This is a genomic window from Mesorhizobium sp. M1C.F.Ca.ET.210.01.1.1 (assembly GCF_004791585.1).
GTDB lineage: Bacteria > Pseudomonadota > Alphaproteobacteria > Rhizobiales > Rhizobiaceae > Mesorhizobium.
In genome coordinates this window covers 29,615-52,929 of sequence record NZ_SRUU01000006.1, presented here as the reverse complement: position 1 = coordinate 52,929, position 23,315 = coordinate 29,615, and the positions used below count along the sequence as shown (strand labels likewise).

Genomic DNA, 23,315 nt, shown 5'->3' with positions numbered 1-23,315 from the left:
GCCCACAGCCAAGGCAAATGCTCATCTTGGTTTTAGGGAGGAATTGATGAAACTTCGCACGCTCACCCTGGGCCTGTTGTCGGCCAGCGCCCTTGCTTTCGCCGCGCATGCCGAATCCATCACCATTGCCACCGTCAACAATGGCGACATGGTCCGCATGCAGAAGCTGACCGACGACTTCACCAAGGCTAACCCCGACATTCAGCTCAACTGGGTCACGCTTGAAGAGAACGTGCTGCGCGAGCGCGTCACCACCGACATCGCCACCAAGGGCGGCCAGTACGACGTGATGACCATCGGCACTTATGAGGTTCCGATCTGGGCGAAGCAGAGCTGGCTCCTGCCGCTCGACAAGCTCGGCGACGACTACGACGTCAAGGACATCATCCCGGCCATCGCCGGCGGCCTCTCGGTCGACGGCAAGCTCTATGCCGCGCCCTTCTACGGCGAAAGCTCCTTCGTGATGTACCGCAAGGACCTGATGGAGAAGGCCGGGCTGAAGATGCCCGACGCACCGACCTGGGATTTCATCAAGCAGGCCGCCGATAAGATGACCGACCGCGCCAATGGCGTGAACGGCGTGTGCCTGCGCGGCAAGGCCGGCTGGGGCGAGAACATGGCCTTCCTCACCGCCATGTCGAACTCCTTCGGCGCGCGCTGGTTCGACGAGAACTGGAAGCCGCAGTTCGACCAGCCGGAATGGAAGAACACGCTGCAGTTCTATGTCGACCTGATGAAGGCCGACGGTCCCGAGGGTGCTTCGTCCAACGGCTTCAACGAGAACCTAGCGCTCTTCCAGCAGGGCAAGTGCGGCATGTGGATCGACGCCACCGTCGCCGCTTCCTTCGTCTCCGATCCGAAGGCCTCGCAGGTGGCCGACAAGGTCGGCTACGCGCTGGCGCCGGACACCGGCCTCGGCAAGCGCGGCAACTGGCTGTGGGCCTGGTCGCTGGCGGTTCCCGCCGGCACCAAGAAGGCGGACGCCGCCGAGAAGTTCGTGTCGTGGGCAACCAGCAAGCACTATGCCGAGCTGGTGGCATCGAAGGAAGGCTGGGCCAACGTTCCGCCCGGAACGCGCACCTCGCTCTACAACAATCCGGAGTACCAGAAGGCGGCGCCCTTCGCCAAGATGACGCTGGACTCCATCAACGCCGCCGACCCGACGCATCCGACCGTCAAGCCGGTGCCCTATGTCGGCGTGCAGTTTGTGGCCATCCCTGAATTCCAGGGCCTCGGCACCACCGTCGGCCAGCTCTTCTCCGCCGCCCTTGCCGGCCAGTCGAGCGTCGACGACGCGCTGAAGCAGGCCCAGGACGCGGCGACGGCCGCGATGACCGAGGGCGGCTACATCAAGTAAGGCTCCTCCCGGTGCCGAACGCCGGTAGCGCATCATGACCGGCATTGGCCGCCCGAAACCCAGTTCGGGCGGCCATCTTCACAATCAGGAAATTCTGGGCACGGCTCTGAAAATCTGGCTGACCTTTGGAGGGTGACCGTCATGGCTACTCAGCAAACCCGTTCGCTTGCCCGTTTCATGATGGCGCCATCGGTGATCCTGTTGTTCATCTGGATGATCGTGCCGCTGGCCTTCACGCTGTGGTTCTCGTTCCAGCAGTACAACCCGCTCAACCCGATCCGCGACGGCTTCGTCGGCTTCTCCAACTACGCGCTGTTCTATTCCAACCCGGCCTTCCTGCAGTCGATCCTCAACACGCTCGCCATCGTCGTCAGCGTGCTGGTCATCACCGTGGTCGGCGGTATCCTTTTGGCCATGCTCCTCGACCAGCCGATCTGGGGTCAGGGGATCGTCCGCATTCTCGTCATCTCGCCGTTCTTCGTCATGCCGCCGGTCGCGGCGCTGGTGTGGAAGAACATGATCATGCACCCGCAATATGGCGTCTTCGCCGATATTGCCCGTTTCTTCGGCGCCGACCCAATCGACTGGTTCGGCCAGCATCCGCTGACGGCGGTCATCCTCATCGTCGCCTGGCAGTGGCTGCCCTTCGCGACACTGATCCTGCTCACCTCCCTGCAGTCGCTTGACGGCGAGCAGAAAGAGGCGGCCGAGATGGACGGCGCCGGCTTCCTCAGCCGCTTCTGGTATTTGACGCTGCCGCACATGTCGCGCGCCATTACCGTCGTCATCCTGATCCAGACGATCTTCCTGCTTTCGGTCTATGCCGAGATCCTGGTCACCACCAATGGCGGCCCGGGCTACGCCTCCACCAACCTGCCCTTCCTCGTCTACCAGAAGGCGCTGCTGGAGTTCAAAATCGGCCAGGCATCCGCCGGAGGCATCATCGCGGTCATTCTCGCCAACATCGTCGCCTTCTTCGTCATGCGCGCCGTCGGCAAGAACCTGGACAAATGACGGGGAAGACCATGCCACGTGCGCTGAACCACCCCCACTCCGTCCCGCTGCGCGGGACACCTCTCCCCCTGCCCGGGGGAGAGGAAACGCCTGCATCGACGCTGCACCTTTCCTCTGCCCCGTCGATCGGGGGAGAGGTGGTTTGCGCAGCAAACCGGAGTGGGGGTCGACCCCCACGCCAACATCGCCGATACGGGAGGACCTGACCATGGCACGCGCAGTCACCACCCAGCACAAGACCATCGCCACGACAGCGGCCTGGATCGTTGCGCTTTTGATCTTCTTCCCGATCCTCTACACGATCATCACCTCGTTCAAGTCGGAGCAGGAGGCGATCCAGGGCTTCGCCCTGATCCCGTCGGGCACCACGGAAAGCTATGCCGAAGTCCAGGCGCAGAGCGGCTATTTCAAGTTCTTCCTGAATTCGGTGATCCTGTCGGTGGGCTCGACCGTCCTGGCGCTGCTGATCGCGGTCCCGGCGGCATGGTCGATGGCCTTCTCGCCGACCAAGCGGACCAAGGACATCCTGATGTGGATGCTCTCCACCAAGATGATGCCGGCCGTCGCGGTGCTGTTCCCGATCTACCTGATCTTCCGCGATACCGGCCTGCTCGACAGCCGCATAGGCCTCACCGTGATGTTGATGCTGATCAACCTGCCGATCGTGGTCTGGATGCTCTACACCTACTTCCGCGAGATCCCGGGCGAGATCCTCGAAGCGGCGCGCATGGACGGCGCCTCGCTGTGGAACGAGATCATCTATGTGCTGACGCCGATGGCGGTCCCCGGCATTGCCTCGACCATGCTGTTGAACATCATCCTGGCCTGGAACGAGGCGTTCTGGACGATCCGGCTGACCACCACCGATGCGGCGCCGCTCACCGCCTTCATCAGCTCCTTCTCCAGCCCGCAGGGCCTGTTCTGGGCCAAGCTGTCGGCGGCCTCGACGCTGGCGATCGCGCCGATCCTGATCATGGGCTGGTTCAGCCAGAAGCAGCTGGTGCGCGGCCTGACCTTTGGCGCAGTGAAATAAGAGCGCCGCAAGCGGCGGACGAAATCCCCCGGGAGGAAACCATGGGAAACATCACGCTCAAGAACGTCTCCAAGTCCTTCGGGTCGACGACGATCATTCCGAACATCGACCTCAATATCGAGGACGGCGAGTTCGTCGTGTTCGTCGGTCCGTCAGGCTGCGGCAAGTCCACGCTGCTCAGGCTGATCGCCGGCCTCGAGGACACCAGCGGCGGCACCATCAGCATCGATGGTCGCGACGTCACCCAGGAAGCGCCGGCCAAGCGCAAGCTGGCCATGGTCTTCCAGTCCTATGCGCTCTATCCGCACATGACGGTCGCCAAGAATATCGCCTTCCCGCTGAAGATGGCGGGCGAGGACCAGGCGACCATCGACAAGAAGGTGAAGGACGCCGCGCGCGTCTTGAACCTCACCAATTACCTCGAGCGGCGTCCGGGCCAGCTCTCCGGCGGCCAGCGTCAGCGCGTCGCCATCGGCCGCGCCATCGTGCGCCAGCCGTCGGCCTTCCTGTTCGACGAGCCGCTGTCCAACCTCGACGCAGCGCTCCGCGGCACCATGCGGCTGGAGATCAGCGAGCTGCATCATCAGCTCAAGACGACGATGATCTACGTCACCCACGACCAGGTCGAGGCGATGACCATGGCCGACAAGATCGTCGTGCTCAACGCCGGCAATATCGAGCAGGTCGGCTCGCCCATGGAACTCTACCGGACGCCGAAGAACCTCTTCGTCGCCGGCTTCATCGGCTCGCCCAAGATGAACCTGATCGAAGGCGCGCCGGCGGACAAATATGGCGCCAAGACCATCGGCATCCGGCCCGAGCATATCAACATCTCGACCACCGCCGGCGACTGGAAGGCGACGGTGGGCGTTGCCGAGCATCTCGGCTCCGACACCTTCCTGCATGTCCAGACCGACGGCATCGGCACGATCAATGTGCGCGCCGACGGCGAGGTCGCCGTCAAGCATGGCGACACCGTCTACCTGACGCCCGACAAGACCAAGCTCCATCGCTTCGGCGCCGACGGCAAGGCGCTGGCGCAATGAGGCTTAAGGGCAAATCGGCGCTGATCACCGGATCGGCGCGCGGCATCGGCAGAGCCTTCGCCGAAGCCTACGCGCATGAAGGTGCCACGGTGGCGATTGCCGACATCAACCTCGAAGCGGCGGAAGCGACCGCGAAGGCGATCGGTCCGGCAGCCCATGCGGTCAAGCTCGACGTAACCGATCAGCCCTCGATCGAGGCCGCCGTGAAGGCGGTCGAAACCAGGAGTGGCGGCCTCGACATCCTGATCAACAACGCCGCGCTCTTCGATCTCGCGCCCATCGTCGAAATCAGCCGGGCAAGCTACGACAGGCTGTTCTGCGTCAATGTCGCCGGCACGCTGTTCATGCTGCAGGCGGCGGCGCGCTCGATGATCGCGCGTGGCAAGGGCGGCAGGATCATCAACATGGCAAGCCAGGCCGGGCGCCGCGGCGAAGCGCTGGTCGCGGTCTATTGCGCCACCAAGGCCGCCGTGATTTCGCTGACCCAGTCGGCCGGGCTCGACCTGATCAAGCACCGCATCAACGTCAACGCCATCGCGCCGGGTGTCGTCGACGGCGAGCATTGGGATCACGTCGATTCGCTGTTCGCAAAATACGAGAACCGGCCGAAGGGCGAGAAGAAGAAGCTGGTCGGCGAAAGCGTGCCCTACGGCCGCATGGGTCGGCCCGAAGATCTGACCGGCATGGCGGTTTTCCTCGCCAGCGACGAGGCCGAATACATTGTCGCCCAGACCTACAATGTCGACGGCGGCCAATGGATGAGTTGAGGGGGAAGGCGCGTCTCCCTTCCTCCGGGGAGAACGCGCCGCGGGGCAGGTGAGGGGCAGCACACTGCAAAGCGGATGCCGTCCCTCACCGCTCACCCAACGCAGGCGGAATTGTCGGGCTGCATATCGGCCGAAGGGTAAGCAAGATGACCGTGAAACTCTCTTCCTCGAACCTCGCAAAGCTTCCTTCGAAGGTATCCGGTCCGAAATACGACCGCTCCTCCCTGAAGGCTGGCATCGTGCATTTCGGCGTCGGCAACTTCCACCGCTCGCACCAGGCCGTCTATCTCGACGACCTGTTCAATTCCGGGCTCGGCCATGACTGGGCGCTGATCGGCGCCGGCGTGTTCGAGGGCGAAAAGGTCGGGCGCTCGAAGCTAGAGGAACAGGACTGGCTGACCACCGTGGTCGAGCAGGATCAGGGCCATATGAGCGCCCGCGTCACCGGCGCGATGATCGATTTCCTGATGCCGGGCGATGCGCAGGCGATCATCGAGCAACTGGCCGACCCGGCGATCAAGATTGTGTCACTGACCATCACCGAAGGCGGCTATTTCATCGACCCGGCTTCCGGCAAGTTCAACCCGGCCCATCCCGACATTGTTGCGGATGCCGAGCCGGACGCCGCGCCGAAGACCGTCTTCGGCATCATCCTTGCCGGTCTGGTGCGCCGGCGCGGCGACGGCATCGTGCCGTTCACCGTCATGTCCTGCGACAACATCCCCCACAATGGCCACGTCACTTCCGACGGCGTCATCGGCCTTGCGCGGCTGATCGACGAGGATCTGGCCGACTGGGTGAGGGACAATGTCGCTTTCCCGAACGGCATGGTCGACCGCATCACGCCCGCCACCACCGACCGCGAGCGCGGCATCCTGGCCAGCGATTTCGGGCTGGATGACAACTGGCCGGTCTTTTGCGAGCCGTTCAAGCAATGGGTGCTGGAAGACCGTTTCACCGCCGGCCGGCCGCCGCTGGAAAAGGCCGGCGTGCAGTTCGTCAAGGATGTCTCGCCGTATGAGCTGATGAAGATCCGCATCCTCAACGGCGGCCACGCGGCAATCGCCTATCCGGCCGGGCTGATGGACATCCATTTCGTCCATGAGGCGATGCAGGAGCCGCTGGTGCGCGGCTTCCTCGCCAAGCTGGAGCGCGACGAGATCATCCCGACCGTGCCGCCGGTGCCCGACACGGTGCTGGAGGATTACTACCAGCTCATCGAGCGCCGCTTCTCCAATCCGAAGATCGGCGACACCATCCGCAGGCTTTGCCTCGACGGCTCCAACCGGCAGCCGAAATTCATCATCCCGACCATCGCCGACCGGCTGAAGGCGGGCAGCGGCGTCGCGGGTCTCGCGCTGGAATCCGCGCTCTGGTGCCGCTACTGCTTCGGCACCACCGACAGCGGCGCCGTCATCGAGCCGAACGATCCGAGCTGGGACCGCATGCAGGCAACCGCGAAGGCCGCCAAGGACATGCCCGGCGCCTGGCTTGCCATGGACGACATCTATGGCGATGTCGGCCGCTCGCCCGTCTTCACCGATGCCTTCGCCCAAGCGCTGAACGTGCTCTGGGCCGAAGGCGCGCGCGAAACCTTGACGCGCTATCTCGCCGGTAAGCTCTGAAGGCGCTGGAAGCCGGTTGGATGACGCCCGAACTGGTCATCTTCGACTGTGACGGCGTGCTGGTCGACAGCGAGGCGCTCTCGGTCTCGGCGCTGCTCGGCATGATCGAGCTCGCCGGCGGCGCGCTCAGCGAGGATGCCGCCTACGAGCACTTCCTCGGCAAGAGCATGAAGAGCGTGCGCGAGATCCTCGGCCGCGATTTCGGACTCGAGATCAGCGACCAGCATGTCACCGCCATGCGCGTCGACCTGATGCGCAAGTTCCGCGAAGAGCTGAAGCCGATCCCCGGCGTCAAGGAGATCCTGCCAAGGCTGGGCCTGCCCTTCTGCGTCGCCTCTTCCGGGACGCTGGAGCGCATCCGCTACGCTCTCGACGTTACCGGGCTGCTCGGCATGATGGAGCCGCATCTCTTCAGCGCCGCCATGGTGAAGCGCGGCAAGCCGGCGCCGGACCTCTTCCTCCATGCCGCCGCCACGATGCGCGCGCATCCGCGCAAATGCCTGGTCATCGAGGACAGCCCGGCCGGCGTCGCGGCGGCGCGCGCGGCGGGCATGCGCGTCTTTGCCTTCACCGGCGGCTCGCACGCCGACAACCCCGCTCTTAAGGCGCGGCTTGCGTCGACCGAACCGGACTCTATATTCGCTGACATGCTGCAATTGCCCGATCTGATTGCAGGCCTGGGAGCGAGAGTAAAAGCATCTTGACGACGAGTTTCGTTTGCGCGGTCGATGTCGGCACCGGGAGCGCTCGCGCGGGCATTCTCGACTCGCATGGCAATCTGCTCGGCCGCGCCGATCGGCCGATCGCCATGCACCAGCCCAGGCCCGACCACGCCGAGCACGATTCGGAAAATATCTGGTCGGCCGTCTGTGCCGCAGTGCGCGCCGCGCGCGAGAAAGCGAACGTCGCCGCCGCGGATATCGTCGGCATCTCTTTCGACGCCACCTGCTCGCTTGTGGTGCGAAACAGCCAGGGCGGCCAGCTCAGTGTCTCCGTCACTGGCGAGAGGCGCTGGGACACCATCGTCTGGCTCGATCACCGCGCCATCGCCGAGGCCGACGAGTGCACGCGAAGCGGCCATGCGGTGCTCGACTACATCGGCGGCGTGATGTCGCCGGAAATGGAAACGCCGAAGCTGATGTGGCTGAAGCGCAACCTGCCCGGAACCTGGAACGAAGCCGGCTACCTATTCGACCTTGCCGATTTCCTGACCTGGAAGGCGACCGGCTCGCTCGCCCGCTCGCAATGCACCCTGACAGCCAAATGGACCTATCTCGCACATGAGGAGACGAGCTGGCGGCGTGATTTCTTCGATCTCGTCGGGCTTGGCGATCTCTTCGAGCACGGCAACTTGCCGGAAAAGGCCAGTCCTGTCGGCGCCGACATCGGCCCGCTGACGACGCAAGCCGCCGCTGATCTCGGCCTCACCGAGAAATGCCGCGTCGGTGCCGGCGTCATCGACGCCTATGCCGGCGCGCTCGGCGTTCTCGGCGGCTTTGCCGGCGACGAGACGGATATCAGCCGGCATCTTGCGCTGATTGCCGGCACCTCGTCCTGCGTCATGGCGATGTCGCTGGATCCGCAGCCTTTCGCCGGCGTCTGGGGCCCTTATTATGGCGCCGCCCTGCCGAAGCTGTGGCTGTCGGAAGGCGGCCAGTCGGCAACCGGCGCGCTGCTCGACCACATCATCCGCTGGCACGGCGCCGGCGGCGAGCCGGATGCGGCCATGCATGCCAGGATCGCCAGGCGCGTCGCCGAACTGCGCGCCGTCGAGGGCGATGATCTGGCGGCGAGGCTGCATGTCCTGCCGGATTTCCATGGCAACCGCTCGCCGCTCGCCGACCCGCATGCGGTCGGCGTGGTCAGCGGGCTGACGCTGGACTCTTCCTTCGACAGTCTGTGCAAGCTCTACTGGCGCACCGCCGTCGGCATCGCGCTCGGCGTGCGCCATGTGCTGGAGGCGCTGAACGAGAACGGCTACCTGATCGACACGCTGCATGTCACCGGCGGCCACACCAAGAACCCGCTTTTGATGGAACTCTATGCCGACGCCACCGGCTGCACCGTCATCGAGCCGCTGGCCGACGAGGCGGTGCTGCTCGGCACCGGCATGGTGGCGGCCACCGCCGCCGGACTTTACCCGGACCTGAACGCGGCCTGCGTCGGCATGCAGCAAGGCGGCAGGACGCGGCCCTCGAATTCCGCCGCCGGCGCCCGCTTCGACCGCGACTACCGGATTTTCCTGGAGATGCATCGCCAGCGCCAGGCGCTCGACGCGATAGAGTAACTCAGGAGCAGTCCAAGTTTATTGCTTGCGCAGCGACATGCCCGTCGTCGCATCGAACAGGTGAATGCTTTCCTGCTCGAAGGTGTAGCGGACAGGCGCGCGCAGGTCCGGGCATTCGCGGGCCGGCACCAACGCGCTGATCTCCTTGCCGCCGGACCCGAAGGTCACCAGCGCGTCGTTGCCGTGGAATTCGATGAGGTCGGCCGCGCCCAGCAGAAGGTTTCCGCCGGCATCGGCATTTGCCGTCTTCAGGTCCGGCGGCCGGATGCCGAGCACGGCGCGGTCGCCATGCTGCAGATGGAATCCCCGGCCTTCGATCGAAAGCACCGTTCCGGCGCCGGTCAGCGCCCAGCCGTTTCCGGCCCGGCCCGCCGTCACTTCGATGAAATTCATGTTCGGCGTGCCGATGAAGCCGGCCACGAACATATTGCCGGGACGGCGATAGATCTCCGCCGGCGAGCCGATCTGCTCGATCACGCCGTCCTTCAGAAGCACGATGCGGTCGGCCAGCGTCATCGCCTCGAGCTGGTCATGGGTGACATAGACCGTCGTGGTCTTCAGCGACTGGTGCAGCCTGGCGATCTCGACCCGCATGTGGTTGCGCAGCTTGGCGTCGAGGTTGGACAGCGGCTCGTCGAACAGGAACACTTTCGGCGTCTTGATCATGGCGCGCGCGATCGCCACGCGCTGCTGCTGGCCGCCGGACAGCTCGGTCGGCTTGCGGCCGAGATAGGGCTCGAGCCCGAGCGTCTTGGACACGGCCTCGACCCGTTTCCCGATCTCAGCCGCCGGCACCTTCTGCCGCCTCAGCCCAAAGGCGATGTTGTCGAAGATCGTCATGTGCGGATAGAGCGCATAGTTCTGGAACACCATGGCGATGCCGCGCTCGCCGGGATCGAGATCGTTCACCACCTTGCCGCCGATCGAAACCTCGCCGCCGCTGATGTCCTCCAGCCCGGCCAGCATCCTGAGCAGAGTGGACTTGCCGCAGCCGGACGGGCCGAGGAACACGACGAATTCGTGCTCCTCGATCGATAGGTTGAGATCGCGGATGACGGTCGTGGCGCCATAGGCCTTGTCGACATGGGAGCAGGTGATCGCGGACATCCCTTATCCCTTCTCGCCGGTGAGCAGGATCTGCAGCTTGACGTCCTGCGGATTGCCCTGGGCCGCCCGCTCGAACGCCTCGATGCTTTCGGAGAAATTGTAGGTCCCCGTGATCAGGGGCTTGAGGTCGACCTTGCCGGAGGCGATCAGCTGCAGGGCGCGGTCGAAGATATTGGCATAGCGGAACACGGTCTCGATGCGCACTTCCTTCGAGATCGCCGCAGGCACGTCGAGGCTGACCGGCTCGACGGGCAGCCCGACCAGCACCACCGCGCCGCCCGGCCGCACGACGGCGAACAGGTCGGCGAAAGCCTTTGGGCTGCCGCTCGCCTCGAACACGATGTCGGCGCCCCAATTGCCGGTCGCGGCCGCGACCGCGTCGACCAGCGACTGCTCGCCGATGTTGACCGGCACAATGCCTGGATACTGGGCGGCGATCTTCAACTTCGGGGCGGAGAAGTCCGAGATCAGAACTTTGGAGCAGCCCCCTGCCAAGGCGGCCAATGCGATCATGATGCCGATCGGCCCGCAGCCGACGACGGCGGCGATGTCGCCGGGAACGATCCGGGCACGCGTCGCCGCCTGCATGCCGATGGCGAAGGGCTCGACCATGGCGCCTTCGGCAAAGGAGACATTGTCCGGCAGCTTGTAGGTGAAGGCCGCCGGATGCACCGCTTGAGGCGCAAGCACGCCGTGCACCGGCGGCGTTGCCCAGAATGTGACGTCGGGATCGACATTGTAGATGCCGAGCTTTGTCGCCCGCGACGAGAGGTTCGGCACGCCAGGCTCCATGCAGACGCGGTCACCGACCTTGAGGCTCGTGACATTGGCGCCGGTCTCGATGATCGTCCCCGACGCTTCGTGGCCGAGCACCATCGGAGCGCGCACGATATAGCTGCCGATGGCGCCGTGCGTGTAGTAATGCACGTCGCTGCCGCAGACGCCGACGGTATGGATGGCGATCCTGACGTCGTCCGGACTGACGTCGAGCGGCAACGCGATCTCGCGCAGCGACAGTTCGCCCTTCTTCTCAAGCACCAGTGCCCGCATCGGGTATCCTCGCATCAACTTTTCTTTTGCCGGAAAACGGAATTCAGGAAGCCGCTAAGAACGCCGAGGAACAGCAGCGGCGGCAGCGACAGAAGCACGACCGAGGCGTTGAGGATCCCCCACGGCACGTTCATGCCTTGCTGGGAGAGCTCGGAAGCCACGATCGGCAGGGTCTTGGCGTTGGAGCTCGACAGCATCAGTGCGATCAGGAACTCGTTCCAGACCAGCACGAAGCTGAAGGCGACGGCGCCGACGAGCGAGCGCGCCGCGACCGGGAGCGCGATGCGCCAGAACACCGAATAGGCGCCGTAGCCGTCGACGAAGGCCGCTTCCTCGATCTCCTTCGGCACGGCCTGGAAGGCTGGGATCGCTAGCCACATGATCACCGAGATGGTGAGCAGCGAGTAGGTGACGATCAAAGCCGGCAAAGTGTCGTAGAGCCCGACCTGCAGCCAGATCACCATCAGCGGAATGGCAACCGCCACCGGCGGCAGGAAGCGCAGCGACAGCACGAAGAACTGGATGTCGCCGGCAAAGCGATTGGGATAGCGCGCCACCGCGTAAGCCGCCGGCAGCCCGAGCGCGACGCCGATCAGCACGGCGATGCCGCAGGCGATGACCGAGTTGTAGAGGCCGGTCAGCACGCTGTCGCGGCCGAGTATGTAGCCGATGTTGGCAAGCGTTGGCGAAAACATCAGGCGCGGGACGCGTGTGATGATGTCGACATTGTTCTTCAGCGCATTGAGCGCGGTCCAAAGGAGCGGGAACACGGCCAGGAACCCGGCCAGCGCCAGCATGGCCTTGGCGATCAGGCGGCCGGGCTTCATGCCTGCACCCGCTTCCAAAGCATGGTGAAGGTGATGACGGTGGCGATCATCATCAGCACCGCCATGGCAGAGGCGTACGAGACCTTGCCGGATTCGATGAAGCCTTGCGAGAAGGCATACATGTCGAGCGTCTCGGTCGCGACGCCCGGTCCCCCGCGCGTCATCACATAGATGAGGTCGAAGGAGCGCAGCGATTCGATCATCTTGACGAACATGAGGCTGATCAGCGGCGCCTTCAGCATCGGCAGCGTCACATAGGCGTGTATCTGCCAGCGCCTGGCGTGGTCGAGCCTGGCCGCTTCGATCGGCTGCGGCGGCAAGGTCTCGAGCAGCTTCAGCACGATCACCGCGAAGAACAGCCCCCATTGCCACACATCCACCGACGCGACGGCGAACAAGGCCGTCGAGGCCTTGGAGAGCGGATCGAAGATCAGCCCACCGGTGACGAGCCGGTAAGGGTAGGTGGCGATACCGTAGAGCGGGTGATAGGCGAACTTCCACACGAACGCGGCCGAGACGCGCGGCAACAGCACCGGGATAATGAACAAGAGGCAATAGAAATTGCGCAGGCGTGGGCCGGCGACCTCGAACATCAGCACGCCGAGCCCGATCGCCACCACCATCGTCGCCACGACGGTGACGATCTCCCATTTCACCGAAACCCAGACGGCGTTGAGGAAGCGGCGGTCGAGAAACAAATCGGCGAAGTTCGAGAACCAGACCCAGGAATAGCCCGGCGTGCTGAGCTCTCGGTTCTGCAGGGCAATCACGATGGCGTAGAGCGTCGGCACCATCGACAGCACCAATAGAATGGCGAGCGTCGGAACGAGAAACGTGACCGGCAGGAAGGAGCGTCGGCGCATTGCCTATCCTCGGGATATCGAAGCAATTCCAGGAAAAGTGTGACGCGGTTTCCCGTCCGGAATTGCGTTCAAACAAAGAGATCGTATCGCTGGCGTGAACCCGCGGCGCACGGGTCCCGGCATTCCGGTGAATGCCGCGGACCGCGCGCCGCAGGCGGGAGGATTACTTCTTCTTCGCCAGCTCGTTGGCATAGGCCTCCAGCTCGTTGAGGCCGCCCTTGATGTCGGTGCGCGTGCCTGTGACCAGCTCTTCCAGGATGATGCCCCAGCGGTCGCCGAGGTCGGGCCAGCGCGGATCCTGCCAGAAGTTGACCGCCGTGACCTTGCCGGTCTCGGCGAGCGCCTGGCCGAGATCGGCGCCGTAGATGTCGGCGAATTCCTTGCTGGACAGGATGCTGGTGCGGTTGAGCTCGCCGAACTGGTGCGCGTCGAGCCGGCGTTTCTCGTTCTCCTTCGAGGTCGCCCAGGCAATGAACAGGCCGGCGCACTTCTTCGCGGCGTCGTCCGCATTGGCCTTGGTGCCGATCGCGAGCCCGTGGCCGTAGCCGCCGCCAGGCAGCGGCGAGGGCGGCGGCAGGAAGCCGACCTCGCCGACCACCTGCGAGGTCTTCGGATCCACCGCCATGCCGGACAGCGGTGTCGATTCGACGAGGATGGCGACCTGGCCGGAGAGGAAGGCGCCGGTCGATTCATCCCAGCTGCCGGTCTGCGTGCCGGGCGCGGAGTCCTTGAACAGCTTGAGATAGGTTTCGGTCGCCTTCACGGCGGCGTCCGAATTGAAAGCCGGCTTGTCGCCGTCGAACCACTTGCCGCCATAGGCCTTGAAGAACGGCATCCAGCGCCAGACATTGGCGCCCGAGCCGCGTGCGCCGCGCAGCGCAATGCCGTACATGCCCTTGTCGGCATTCGTCAGCTTCGGCACGTCGGCGATAAGTTCGTCGAGCGTCTTCGGCGGCTGAATGCCGGCGGCCTGCAGCACATCCTTGCGGTAGACCATCAGGTCGCCGCCGCCGGTCAGCGGCGCGAACCAGACCTTGCCGTCATAGGTGGCGACCTTCTGGCGGCCCGGATCGAAATCGGCGAAATCGTATTCAGCCGGGTAATAATCGGTCAGCGGCGCAATCCAGCCCGAGGAAGCGAACAGCGCCACATTGGCCTCGTCGACATAGTAGACGTTGTAATTGCCGACGGTGGAGGCGTCGGCGCGCGACTTGGCGCGGCGGTCGTTTTCGTTGAGATAGTCGATCTGGAACGAGGCGCCGGAGAGCTTCTTGAACTCATCCTTGGAGTCTTCCAGAAGCGTCAGCCCGTCGCGTGGCTGCGCCAGTACCTTGACCGGCGCCGAGCAGACCGGCGCCTGCGCAAGCGCTGCGGTAGAAACAGAAGCGGTAAGCACGAACGCTGCGCCGAGGCCGGCAGCGAGCCGATGTGGTCTCATTGATTTTTCTCCTCCAGGAACACTCGCAGGAAGCGGAGATCCGCGGGCTAAGCGACCCTCACCGTCGCCCGGGTGACCTGCCACCCGTCGCCAAAATGAGGAGTTGGAAGGAGCGAGACTAGAAGCCCCGTTGCATCAGACCTGTACTTTTATGCATTGTGCGGCGCAAAAAATAATGCAGGCAAAGCCTGCCTGTCACACGAGTATCAGGAGAGCCGATTCTCGATCCGATCAGGCCCGCAACGCCAGCCGCTGCCGCGACAGCTTGCGATAGGATGACGGCGTCATCTTGTGCTTGCGCAGGAAGGCCCGGTTGAAATTCGAGATGTTCATGTAGCCGACCTGGAAGCAGATATCGGTGATCGGGATCTCGGTATCGGCGAGCAGCTTGCAGGCCTGCCAGAGCCTGAGCTTGGCGATATGGTCGCTGAAGGAGTTGCCGGTGTTTTTCTGGAAGAAGCGCGAGAAGGTACTCTCGCTCATGCCGGCCAATGCCGCCACATCCGGCAGCTTCAAATCCTCGGCGAAATGCTGGAACAGATAGGTCAGCGAGCGCTGGATGATGTCCAGCGACTCGGCGTCGAGAAGCGGGGAAAAGTCCGGCGACGACAACAGCTCGTATTCGTCGGTGGTGGCCAAAAGGTCGAGCAGCTCGAGGAACATGCGGAACCTTGCCAGCCCATGCACCTCCCCCATTCGTTCCATCAACTCGGCGCCGTCGAGCGCCGTCTGGCCATGGAAGACCATGCCGCGCAGCGAGCGCTCCAGGAACGGCTCCAGCTCGCGCAGTTCCGGCAGCAGCCCGGCCGACCCGCGCAGCCGCTCGGGATCGAACTGCAGGACGATGTCGCGTCCCTCGATCAGCTCGCCAGGCTGCACCGCCGTCACCCAGTCATGTGGCAGGCCGCCGCCGACGATGGTGAGGTACCCAGGCCCGAACTCGCCGATATGGTCGCCGACCAGCACCACGCCGGAGGATTTTCGCAAGAGATGGATCTCGTATTCCGGATGGAAGTTCCAGACATTGCGCTCCCACGGATAGTCGTCCAGCCGCCAAAGAAAGCTGTCGCTTGCCTCGGTGACGATGTGCTCGAAGGCGGGCACCGTCCGCGGGATCGCTGCCGTGTTCTTTCTGCGCCTGAACGGCATCTAGTCCTCCCGGCATCTCTCGCCGGCTCTTGTGTCCTCGCACAATTCGTAGCAGCCCCCGGCCGGCAAGTGAACGCGGCCACCAGTCCGGCTTCCTGCTGGATCAATGATTGGCTGCTCCTCCTCCTTGCCAACATGTCGCATTTCGTTCAATAGACGCCGCAAACGGCGCCATTTTGCGCCGTTTGCGTGCGGCTTCCGGGCTTCGTCCCGACGCGCCGTGGTCTGAAGAGCGGAAATGTCTGCGATCGAAGCCGGCGCTCGCGCGCCGGAAAACCTTTGGCGTCAGGAAATCAGGGCGACGTTGTCGCTTGCCTGGCCGATGGTGCTCACCAATCTCGGCCAGACCGCCATGACTGCGACCGACGTCATGATGATGGGCCGGCTCGGGCCGGACACGCTCGCCGCCGGCGCGCTCGGCTCCAACCTCTATTTCATGCCGCTGATCTTCGGTCTCGGCCTGATGCTGGCCACCTCGCCGATGATGGCGACAGAGCTTGGCCGCCGCCGCCATTCGGTGCGCGACCTGCGCCGCACCGTGCGCCAGGGCCTGTGGCTGGCGGTCCTCGTCTCGATCCCGATCTGGCTCTTCCTCTGGCATGGTGAAGAGGTGCTTTTGGCCATGGGCCAGAAGCCGGAGCTCGCGCATCAGGCAGGCGTCTACCTGCACTGGCTGCAATGGGCGGTGCTGCCCTTCTACGGCTATATCGTGCTGCGCTCCTTCATCTCGGCGCTGGAGCGGCCGGGCTGGGCGCTGGTCATCGTCTTCGTCGCTGTTGCCTGCAACGCCTTCTTCAACTGGGTGTTCATGTTCGGCAATCTCGGCGTCCGCTCGATGGGTATTGCCGGGTCGGGCCTCGCCACCTCGCTTTCCAGCACGCTGATGTTCATTGGCCTGGCGGCCGTGGTGGTCCTGCAGAAGAAGTTCCGCCGCTATCGCCTGTTCGGCCGCTTCTGGCGCTCCGACTGGGCGCGCTTCCGCGGCCTGCTTCGGCTCGGCCTGCCGATCGCCGGCATCCTCGCGTTCGAGGTGACGATCTTCAACGCGGCGGCACTTCTGATGGGTCTCATCGACGCGGATTCGCTGGCCGCGCATGCCATCGCCATCCAGATCGCCTCGATCTCCTTCATGGTGCCGCTCGGCCTCAACCAGGCGGTCACCGTGCGCGTCGGCCTCGCTCATGGCGCCGGCAATCCGGAAGGCGTGTCGCGCGCCGGCTGGACCGCCTATGTCATCGGCGTCTCCTTCATGGCGCTGATGGGGCTGGTGATGATCCTGTGGCCGCATCTCCTGATCAGCGCTTTCATCGATCTCGCCGATCCGGCCAACGCCAGGGTGATCGGGCTTGCCGTGTCGTTCCTGGTGTTTGCAGCACTTTTCCAGATTTTCGACGGTGCGCAGGCAGTGGCGGCGGGCATGCTGCGCGGCCTGCACGACACCAAGGTGCCGATGATCTACGCCGCGGTCGGCTATTGGGGCGTCGGCTTGCCGCTCGGCGTGCTGCTCGCCTTCCATTTCGGCTTCACTGGCGTCGGCATCTGGATCGGCCTGGCGTCGGGGCTGGCCGTGGTGGCCGCGCTCCTGCTCGTGCGCTGGCTGCGGCGCGACTGCATCGCGCCGGCGCTGTCCTTTAGTCACTGACAAAGACCGCCGGTCGACTGGCGGTCCATTCACCATTCAATGCGCCGCCGCGCGCTCGAGCCGCCGGGCATATTGCGTCAGGGGGAAGCACATGACGAAGAAGATCAGCGCCACCAGGCCGTAGACGGTGAACGGCTCGAAGGTCGCGTTGTTGATGGCGTTGGAGGTCCTGACCAGTTCCTCGAAGCCGATGATCGAGGTCAGCGCCGTCGACTTGATGAGCTGCACCAGGAAGCCGACGGTCGGCGCGCGGGTGATCGCGAAGGCCTGCGGCAGGATGATCAGTCTGAGCTCCTGCAGATAGTGCAGTCCGAGGCTGGCGCCGGCGTCCCACTGGCCGCGCGGCAGCGCGTCGACGCCGCTCCGCCAGATCTCGGCGAGATAGGCGCTGGCAAAGAAGGTGAGGCCGAGCGCCGCCGCCGTCCAGGGCTCGATGCGCAGTCCCAGCATCGGCAGGCCGAAGAACATCAAAAAGAGCTGCATCAGGAGCGGCGTGCCCTGGAACAGCGCGATGTAGCCGGAAGCGATCCGCTTGATCCATTTGTTCCTGGAGATGCGGAAGAACAGCACGACCAGCCCGACCAGCGCGCCGCCGACGAAGGCTGCAAGCGACAAGAGCACCGTCCAGCGGGCGGCGAGCAGGAGGTTGCGCAATATGTCCCAGAAGGTGAATTCGATCATGACACGCCGGCTCCGAGAACGCGGCGCCCGCCGCCGACCAGCAGCCGGCGCAGTCCCATCGACAGGCCGAGATAGACCATGGTCACCACCAGATAGGTCTCGAAAGCGCGGAAAGTGCGCGCCTGCAGCATGTCGGCCTCGTAGGTCAGCTCGCGAACCGCGATCTGCGATACCACGGCCGATTCCAGCATCATGATGACGATCTGGCTGGTGAGCGCCGGATAGATCACTTTCAGCGCCTGCGGCAGCACGATCTTGATGAAGACCTGGCGGGACCTGAGGCCAAGCGCAAGCGCCGCCTCCGTCTGCCCACGCGGCACGGCGTCGAGCCCTGCGCCGACGATCTCGATCGTGTAAGCTGCCATGTTGAGCGTCATCGCCAGCATGGCGGCGAGAATCGGGTCGAGCCTGATGCCGAGGCTGGGCAGGCCGAAGAAGATGAAGAACAGCTGCACCAGGAACGGCGTGTTGCGCATCACCTCGACATAGGTCGCGATCGCCAGCCTGAGCGGCTTCGGACCGTTTCTTTTGCCGGCGGCACCCAGGATGCTGAGGAAGGTCCCCGCCAGCGTGGTGACGGCGATCAGAAGGACCGTCGTCGCCGCGCCGCGCGCGATCGCGCCCACGGCACCCGCAAGCCAGCCGAAGTCGAGGCTGTAGCCCATGGCGATTGACCTTGTTGGAGAAGTGCCTGCCGCAAAACGATGATGGAGCGGTTCAGCGCTTCATGGTGAGCTGAACCGCCCGGGAGATCAATCCTTGAGATTGTCGGGGTTGAGCGGCGTCTTGAGCCACGCCTTCGAGCTCTCGTCCAGCTTGCCGTCGGCCAGCATCTTGGCGACCGCGTCGTTCACCGCCTTCTTCAGCCGGTCCTCGTTCTTGTTGAGGCCGATATGCGAGGGCGAGGTGAGCAGCTGGAATTTCTGCTCGGGCTGCAGCGCGTCCTGCTTGGCCAGCACCTGCGCGCCGACGTCGTTGCCGACGACCATCAGCTGCGTCTGGCCGGAGATGAAGGCCTGGATGACGGAATTGTAGTTGTCGAAGCGGCGGATGTCGGCCGAAGACGGCGCCGCTTCGGTCAGCGAGGTATCCTCCAGCGTGCCGCGATTGACGGCGATCGACTTGTCGGCGAGGTCTTCCTTGCCTTTGACCGCCGTCGCTTTCGGGCCGATGACGGCGATGTAGTAAGGCGCGTAGGCTGCGGCGAAGTCGATCACCTGCTCGCGCTCCTTGGAGTAGCCGACGCTCATCAGGATATCGACGCGCTTGTCGGTGAGATAAGGAATGCGGTTCTGGCCGGTGACGCTGACCAGGTTGAGCTTCACCTTCAAGGCATCGGCGATCGCCTGCGCCACGTCGATGTCATAGCCCTTGATGCTCATGTCGGCGCTGGCCGAGGAGAAGGGCGGGAAGTCCGAGAAGATGCCGACATTGATGGCGCCGGCCTTGGTGATGTCGTCGACGGCGTCAGCCTTGGCCTGCGTGGCCAGGCCGGCGGCGCCGAGCATCATAGCTGCCGCGATGGCGGATTTCAGTGCGTTGCGAAGTGTCATTGTCATTCCCCTGCTGGAAGCTTGTTGTTCGAACCGGCCGCCGGCTCCAGCGCGACGGCCGTATTGGTCGGAGCAATTCCAGGAAAACTGAGACGCGGTTTAGGCTTGGCGACCTCGTCATGGCTTCCGTCCGGAATTGCGTGAAATATAGAGACGTCAGCCCTTCTTGATCGCCGGGCTGAACACCATCAGGCTCAGGATCTCGAACAGGACCTGCGCTCCGACATGGGCGGTGTTGGTGGTCGCGTCATATTGCGGCGCCACCTCGACGACGTCGCCGCCGACGATGTTGAGGCCCTTCAGGCCGCGCAGCAGTTCGAGCACCTCGCGCGTCGTCAGCCCCCCGACTTCCGGCGTGCCGGTGCCCGGCGCGAAGGCGGGATCGATGCTGTCGACGTCGAAGGAAATGTAGGTCGGCCCATCACCGACGATCTTGCGCGCCTTCTCGATGATGGCGGGGATGCCGAGGCCGGTCACCTCCTCGGCATGGACGACGGTCATGCCGGATTCGTAGGTGAACTCCCACAGATATTCGGCCGACCCGCGAATGCCGATCTGGATGGTGCGGGTGGGATCGAGCACGCCGTCCAGCACCGCGTTGCGGAACGGTCCGCCGTGGTGGAACTTGGTCATGTCGAACAGGCCGCTGGTGTCGCAATGGGCATCGATATGGATCATGCCGACCGGCGCTTGTCTGCCGACCGCCTTCAGGATCGGATGGCTTATCGAGTGGTCGCCGCCGACGGAAAGCGGCAGCACGCCGGCATCGACGATCTGGTTGGTGCGCCTTTCGATGTCCTCATGGCTGATCTCCAGCCGGTAGCGGCTGCGGAACGGCGTGTCGCCGATGTCGGCGACGCGCAGCTCATGCGTCGGCGCGCATTCCAGCACATGGTTGTAGGGGCCGATGCGCTCGATGGCCCGCAGTGCCCTGGGCCCAAAGCGCGCGCCGGGACGATTGGTGACGCCGAGGTCCATCGGCACGCCGATCATCGCCACCTGCAGGTCGCCGAAATCCGGATTTTCGGCGGCGACTTGCCGGTAGGGAGCGGCAAGGAAGGTCGGGATGCCGGAATAGGGCGCCAGCCGCGTGCCCGACTTGCTGAAGATCTTGTCGGCGACCTTGCGGAATTTCGGGTCGAACATCTCGCCGCCATGGCTCTCGCCATATTTGCGGCGCAACGCTTCGAGCTTGCCGCGATCGTACCCCATGTCCGGTCCTCCTCTGTGACTGCTTGCAGCGCTGCCCGCGTGGACTGTGCCAAGCCGGCCGTTCGTCCGGCTGGATCGTTGCCAGGCTGGCGCCCTGCGGGTTTTCGCGTCTCTTGGAGCTGTTCCGGACAAAAGTGTCGGGCAGCCGCTTTGAAAAATCAATTGATATTGTTAGGGTCTCTCTTGTGAGAAAATCTCACAAACCAGGGAGCTGTCCGTGGCCAAGCGCCTGCCGCCATTGAACCCGCTTCGCGCTTTCGAGGCGACGGCGCGGCATGCTTCGCTGACCAAGGCTGCCGGTGAGCTCAACGTCACTCACGGCGCCGTCAGCCACCAGATCAAGGCGCTCGAGCAATCGCTCGGCGTAAAGCTTTTCGAGCGTACCGGTCAGCGCGTGAAGCTGACGCCGCATGGCGCCGAGTTCCTGCCCGCCGTTTCGGCCGCCTTCGATGGAATCGCGGCCGCCACTCAGCGCATGACCAGGCCGGCGAGCGCCGGCGCGCTTTCGGTGTCCTGCGTGCCGGCGCTGCTGCTTCTGTGGATGACGCCGCGGCTCGGCTCCTTCACCGCGCAATATCCCGACATCCAGCTCACGCTGATCCCGTCAAACGACGCCAGGGACATCCGCGCCCCGCATATCGACGTCTGCGTGCATTATGGCGACGGCAGCTGGAGCGACTGCTGGATACGCAAATGGTCCGGGCTGGAGCTCTTTCCCGTGGTCAGTCCGACATTGACCAACAACCGTCCGATCCGCAGCGTCCGCGATCTGGCCGATCACGTCTTCCTCCATGGCGACGACGGCCGCGAGTGGCACACCTGGCTGGCCGCCGCCGACGCGCTCGATCTGGAGCGCGGCCGCCGCCATCATCTGGGCGACGCGCGCATGGCGACGGAAGCCGCCGTCCACGGTCACGGCGTGGCGCTCGGCGATTCCGTCACCGCGCGCGCCCTGCTTGCCAGGGGCATGCTCGTCGCGCCCTTCACCTTGTCGGTGCCGGCGGTCGATGATTTCTATGTGGTGTGCCGCAACGAGATGCGCTCGGCGCCGATCGTCCAGCTCTTCATCGACTGGCTGTTTGCCGAGAAGGAGCAGGACGAGGGCCGCGCCGACGCCCCGGTGGCCGGCCGCGTGCCCAGCCGTAGGAAGCGCCCGGCGCTGAGGGTGATCGGCGCCAGGACGGCGTCCTGACGGCTGGACTTGCATACCTGTTTTTGTCGGGCCAGCCGCCAAAGCGGGCAGAACTTTCGGAAATTCAATGCTAAGAGGCTCTCTGGCGAAGCCTGAGCAGTGAAGGCAGGACATGGCAAAGACCGATATTGCGCGGCGCGTTTACAACCATACCTGGAAGCTCGACCCGATCGTCCGCAGCCTGCTCGACACCGATTTCTACAAGCTTTTGATGCTGCAGATGATCTGGGGCATGTATCCCAAGGTCGACGCCACCTTCTCGCTGATCAACCGCACGACGTCGGTGCGCCTGGCCGACGAGATCGACGAAGGGGAACTGCGCGAGCAGCTCGACCATGCGCGCACCTTGCGCTTTTCCAAGAAGGAGATGATCTGGCTAGGCGGCAACACCTTCTATGGCCGCAAGCAGATCTTCGAGCCGGAATTCCTTGCCTGGTTGGAGGATTTCCAGCTGCCGGCCTACGAGCTTTCCAGGCGCGACGGCCAGTTCGAGCTCTCCTTCAGCGGTCCCTGGATGTACACGACGCTCTGGGAGATCCCGGCGTTAGCCATCATCAACGAATTGCGCTCGCGCGCCGCCCTGCGCTCCTTCGGACCGTTCGCGCTCGATGTGCTCTATGCCCGCGCCAAGGCCAAGATGTGGGACAAGACCGAGCGGCTTAAGGCGCTGCCCGGCATCCGCATCTCCGATTTCGGCACCCGCCGCCGCCATTCCTTCCTTTGGCAGCGCTGGTGCGTCGAGGCGCTGAAGGAAGGTATCGGCGACGCCTTCACCGGCACGTCCAATGTGCTCTTGGCCATGGACAACGACCTCGAGGCGCTCGGCACCAACGCGCATGAATTGCCGATGGTGTTTGCCGCACTCGCCAATTCCGAAAAGGAAATGAGAGAAGCGCCCTACAAGGTGCTGCAGGACTGGCAGCGCTATTATGGCGGCAATCTCTTGATCGTGCTGCCCGACACCTTCGGCACGGCTGCGTTCCTGCGCGATGCGCCGGACTGGATCGCCGACTGGACCGGCTTTCGCCCCGACAGCGCGCCGCCGATCGAAGGCGGCGAGAAAATCCTGTCCTGGTGGCGCGAGAAAGGGAAGGACCCGAAGCAGAAGCTGCTCATCTTCTCCGACGGGCTCGAGGTCGAGACCATCGAGGAAACCTACAGGCATTTCCGCGGCAAGGTGCGCATGTCCTTCGGCTGGGGCACCAACCTCACCAATGATTTCGAAGGCTGCGCGCCGACCGAGACCAGGAGCCTCGACGCCATCTCGCTTGTCTGCAAGGTCAGCGAAGCCAATGGCCGCCCGGCGGTGAAGCTGTCGGACAACCCCGCCAAGGCGACGGGGGATGAGAAGGAGATCAAACGGTATCTGAGGATCTTTGGCGAGAAGGATCGGGTGAGGCAGCTGGTCAAGGTGTGAGTGCTGGTACTTCGGCATCGCCCTTAAGGGGGTCGAAGTTTGGATAGCTTGAGTT

At 64.2% G+C, this 23,315-nt stretch carries 21 protein-coding genes; 11 read left to right on the top strand and 10 right to left on the bottom strand.

The annotated features are described in order from the left end of the window. Nucleotides 1-46 precede the first annotated feature (46 nt). The 8 genes from EN853_RS08645 to EN853_RS08610 all read left to right on the top strand — a co-directional run bounded on the left by EN853_RS08645 (nucleotide 47) and on the right by EN853_RS08610 (nucleotide 9,129). The gene (locus tag EN853_RS08645) at nucleotides 47-1,357 is read left to right on the top strand and encodes a sugar ABC transporter substrate-binding protein (protein WP_127859498.1); all 1,311 of its coding nucleotides are present in this window, start codon (nucleotides 47-49) and stop codon (nucleotides 1,355-1,357) included. Between the two features lie 141 nt (nucleotides 1,358-1,498). Next, the gene (locus EN853_RS08640) at nucleotides 1,499-2,371 is read left to right on the top strand and encodes a sugar ABC transporter permease (RefSeq protein WP_127859499.1); all 873 of its coding nucleotides are present in this window, start codon (nucleotides 1,499-1,501) and stop codon (nucleotides 2,369-2,371) included. Between the two features lie 208 nt (nucleotides 2,372-2,579). Beyond that, nucleotides 2,580-3,404 carry a carbohydrate ABC transporter permease gene (locus EN853_RS08635; RefSeq protein WP_126090730.1) on the top strand — a complete coding sequence of 275 codons (825 nt, stop codon included), beginning with the start codon at nucleotides 2,580-2,582 and terminating at the stop codon, nucleotides 3,402-3,404. A gap of 41 nt (nucleotides 3,405-3,445) precedes the next feature. Next, complete coding sequence (locus EN853_RS08630; RefSeq protein WP_127859500.1) at nucleotides 3,446-4,450, top strand: ABC transporter ATP-binding protein; 1,005 nt, start codon at nucleotides 3,446-3,448, stop codon at nucleotides 4,448-4,450. Beyond that, a complete protein-coding gene (locus EN853_RS08625) occupies nucleotides 4,447-5,217 on the top strand; it encodes an L-iditol 2-dehydrogenase (RefSeq protein WP_127859501.1) in 771 nt (256 codons plus the stop codon). Before EN853_RS08630 ends, EN853_RS08625 begins: the two co-directional genes overlap by 4 nt. Nucleotides 5,218-5,363: 146 nt before the next feature. Further along, complete coding sequence (locus EN853_RS08620; protein WP_127859502.1) at nucleotides 5,364-6,842, top strand: mannitol dehydrogenase family protein; 1,479 nt, start codon at nucleotides 5,364-5,366, stop codon at nucleotides 6,840-6,842. Between the two features lie 20 nt (nucleotides 6,843-6,862). After that, nucleotides 6,863-7,546: an HAD-IA family hydrolase gene (locus EN853_RS08615; protein WP_127859503.1), complete on the top strand. Its 684-nt coding sequence runs from the start codon at nucleotides 6,863-6,865 to the stop codon at nucleotides 7,544-7,546. After that, complete coding sequence (locus EN853_RS08610; RefSeq protein ID WP_127859504.1) at nucleotides 7,543-9,129, top strand: FGGY-family carbohydrate kinase; 1,587 nt, start codon at nucleotides 7,543-7,545, stop codon at nucleotides 9,127-9,129. The genes EN853_RS08615 and EN853_RS08610 overlap by 4 nt, the downstream gene beginning before the upstream one ends. An 18-nt stretch (nucleotides 9,130-9,147) precedes the next feature. Here the strand turns inward: EN853_RS08610 and ugpC are convergent, their stop codons facing one another. From ugpC to EN853_RS08580, 6 genes are all read right to left on the bottom strand, one after another. Then, nucleotides 9,148-10,236 (bottom strand): sn-glycerol-3-phosphate ABC transporter ATP-binding protein UgpC, encoded by a 1,089-nt coding sequence (gene ugpC, locus EN853_RS08605; protein ID WP_127859505.1) that lies wholly within the window; start codon nucleotides 10,234-10,236, stop codon nucleotides 9,148-9,150. A 3-nt stretch (nucleotides 10,237-10,239) separates the two neighbouring features. Then, nucleotides 10,240-11,286: an NAD(P)-dependent alcohol dehydrogenase gene (locus EN853_RS08600; RefSeq protein WP_127859558.1), complete on the bottom strand. Its 1,047-nt coding sequence runs from the start codon at nucleotides 11,284-11,286 to the stop codon at nucleotides 10,240-10,242. Between the two features lie 14 nt (nucleotides 11,287-11,300). After that, nucleotides 11,301-12,113, bottom strand: a complete 813-nt coding sequence (locus EN853_RS08595) for a carbohydrate ABC transporter permease (protein WP_127859506.1) — start codon at nucleotides 12,111-12,113, stop codon at nucleotides 11,301-11,303. Then, the gene (locus EN853_RS08590) at nucleotides 12,110-12,976 is read right to left on the bottom strand and encodes a sugar ABC transporter permease (protein WP_127859507.1); all 867 of its coding nucleotides are present in this window, start codon (nucleotides 12,974-12,976) and stop codon (nucleotides 12,110-12,112) included. The genes EN853_RS08595 and EN853_RS08590 overlap by 4 nt, the downstream gene beginning before the upstream one ends. A 163-nt stretch (nucleotides 12,977-13,139) precedes the next feature. Beyond that, nucleotides 13,140-14,414, bottom strand: coding sequence for an extracellular solute-binding protein (locus EN853_RS08585; RefSeq protein WP_127859508.1), 1,275 nt, complete (start codon nucleotides 14,412-14,414; stop codon nucleotides 13,140-13,142). A 231-nt stretch (nucleotides 14,415-14,645) separates the two neighbouring features. Continuing rightward, nucleotides 14,646-15,563, bottom strand: a complete 918-nt coding sequence (locus EN853_RS08580) for an AraC family transcriptional regulator (protein ID WP_127859509.1) — start codon at nucleotides 15,561-15,563, stop codon at nucleotides 14,646-14,648. A gap of 238 nt (nucleotides 15,564-15,801) precedes the next feature. Between EN853_RS08580 and EN853_RS08575 the strand changes: the two genes are divergently transcribed. Then, complete coding sequence (locus EN853_RS08575; RefSeq protein WP_127859510.1) at nucleotides 15,802-17,205, top strand: MATE family efflux transporter; 1,404 nt, start codon at nucleotides 15,802-15,804, stop codon at nucleotides 17,203-17,205. 36 nt (nucleotides 17,206-17,241) lie between these two features. Here EN853_RS08575 and EN853_RS08570 read toward each other — a convergent pair whose 3' ends face one another. The 4 genes from EN853_RS08570 to speB form a co-directional block, all read right to left on the bottom strand. Next, nucleotides 17,242-17,886: an amino acid ABC transporter permease gene (locus EN853_RS08570; RefSeq protein ID WP_127859511.1), complete on the bottom strand. Its 645-nt coding sequence runs from the start codon at nucleotides 17,884-17,886 to the stop codon at nucleotides 17,242-17,244. Next, nucleotides 17,883-18,551 (bottom strand): amino acid ABC transporter permease, encoded by a 669-nt coding sequence (locus EN853_RS08565; protein WP_127859512.1) that lies wholly within the window; start codon nucleotides 18,549-18,551, stop codon nucleotides 17,883-17,885. Before EN853_RS08565 ends, EN853_RS08570 begins: the two co-directional genes overlap by 4 nt. Nucleotides 18,552-18,638: 87 nt before the next feature. Next, nucleotides 18,639-19,439 carry a transporter substrate-binding domain-containing protein gene (locus EN853_RS08560; RefSeq protein ID WP_127859513.1) on the bottom strand — a complete coding sequence of 267 codons (801 nt, stop codon included), beginning with the start codon at nucleotides 19,437-19,439 and terminating at the stop codon, nucleotides 18,639-18,641. 156 nt (nucleotides 19,440-19,595) lie between these two features. Next, on the bottom strand, nucleotides 19,596-20,651 hold the full coding sequence (speB, locus tag EN853_RS08555) for an agmatinase (protein WP_127859514.1): 1,056 nt from the start codon (nucleotides 20,649-20,651) through the stop codon (nucleotides 19,596-19,598). A gap of 217 nt (nucleotides 20,652-20,868) precedes the next feature. On the opposite strand from speB, the gene gcvA reads away from it, so the two are divergent. Both gcvA and pncB read left to right on the top strand, forming a co-directional pair. After that, nucleotides 20,869-21,843, top strand: a complete 975-nt coding sequence (gene gcvA / locus EN853_RS08550; RefSeq protein ID WP_127859515.1) for a transcriptional regulator GcvA — start codon at nucleotides 20,869-20,871, stop codon at nucleotides 21,841-21,843. Between the two features lie 112 nt (nucleotides 21,844-21,955). Next, the gene (pncB, locus tag EN853_RS08545; protein ID WP_127859516.1) at nucleotides 21,956-23,260 is read left to right on the top strand and encodes a nicotinate phosphoribosyltransferase; all 1,305 of its coding nucleotides are present in this window, start codon (nucleotides 21,956-21,958) and stop codon (nucleotides 23,258-23,260) included. Nucleotides 23,261-23,315: the final 55 nt, after the last annotated feature.